General features: G+C 58.1%; 1 protein-coding gene. It reads left to right on the top strand.

Annotated features, from left to right (window positions below; translation table 11 throughout):
- Window positions 1–290 precede the first annotated feature (290 nt).
- On the top strand, window positions 291–1,370 hold the full coding sequence (locus tag QD336_RS24235; RefSeq protein ID WP_499172458.1) for an IS110 family RNA-guided transposase: 1,080 nt from the start codon (window positions 291–293) through the stop codon (window positions 1,368–1,370).
- The last annotated feature ends 18 nt before the right edge of the window (window positions 1,371–1,388 follow it).

Genomic DNA, 1,388 nt, shown 5'->3' with positions numbered 1-1,388 from the left:
AGTCAGAAGATGATAGCCAGTTCCCGGGCGGTTTGTCTCAAACACCGATCGATCGCTTGGTAGGCTGGCGCTGCAAGGCGTCCAGGTGTGGCTTGACCCACACTCCGATCGACCAGCGTGTCTTTCCCTGGACCTGTCGGCCGCCCGGGAGCGCCTTGCGGTGAGGCTTTGCCTCGGCATTTGCTAGTGACCCAAGAAGGGCCTGACCGCGTTGGTCACATGACTGTCCTGTCCATGCATCTGACCGTGGTTGAGCCGTGCGATATCGGTCAAACTTCGGAGGTTACGGCATGGAACGGAAGGTCAAGCCAGCGCGTCATGTTGTCGGTGGCGTCGATACCCATAAGGATTTACATGTCGCAGCGGTCGTCGATGATTACGACCGCGTTCTTGAGACGCGCAGTTTCCCGACGACCCGTAACGGCTATCGGTTGATGCTTGCCTGGATGCGCACATTCGGAGAGTTGCAGCGCGTCGGTGTCGAATGCACAGGCAGTTATGGTGCTGGGCTGCTGCGATATATGCAGGCCGCGGGCGTGGAGGTCCTTGAAGTTACCACACCAGATCGTCACGACCGTCGAAGACGGGGTAAGAATGATGATCTCGATGCCCAGGCCGCGGCACATGCCGCCTTTGCCGAACGGCGAACCGTCACACCTCGAAGCCGGGACGGCATGGTGGAATCTCTCAGGGTTTTAAAGGCTTGCCGAAAGACGGCAGTCAACGCTCGGCGCATAGCCCTGCAATTAATCCAGAATACGATCATCGCTGCGCCAGACACGTTGCGGGATCAGCTTCGTCGCATGACCCGCATGCAACTGGTTCGATTGCTTGCCGCCTGGCGTCCGGACCTGACAGCCTACCGCGATGTGGAAGCCGCGTATCGGATCACCCTGAAGTCGCTTGGTCGCAGATACCTCGAACTGCATGATGAGATCGCCGATCTCGACATGATGATCGCTGCAATCGTCGAGGACCTGGCTCCGGACCTTATCGAACGTAATTCAATTGGGCACAACAGCGCCGCCCAGCTCTTGCTCACTGCCGGCGACAATCCCGAGAGGTTGCGGTCAGAGGCCAGCTTCGCTGCGCTCTGTGGCGTAAGTCCTGTTCCCGCATCCTCAGGCAAGACCATCAGACACCGACTGAACCGGGGTGGTGACCGACTTGCCAATAGTGCCCTCCATATAATTGCAATTGGCCGTCTCAGGACCGACGAGAAAACCAAACTGTATGTCGCCCGGCGTGTTGCTGCGGGGCATTCCAAGCTCGACGCAATTCGGGCATTGAAACGTTACATCGCTCGGGAAGTCTTCGGCATCATCACGCGCCGCCAGAAACAGATCAATCAAACCAGGATCGTCGCTTGACAAACAGAAGGGCGTCCA

This window comes from Rhizobium sp. BR 250 (assembly GCF_047445855.1).
GTDB lineage: Bacteria > Pseudomonadota > Alphaproteobacteria > Rhizobiales > Rhizobiaceae > Agrobacterium > Agrobacterium tumefaciens_I.
Note: the sequence above shows the minus strand (reverse complement) of the source record. Positions and strands in the feature narration are given on the sequence as shown.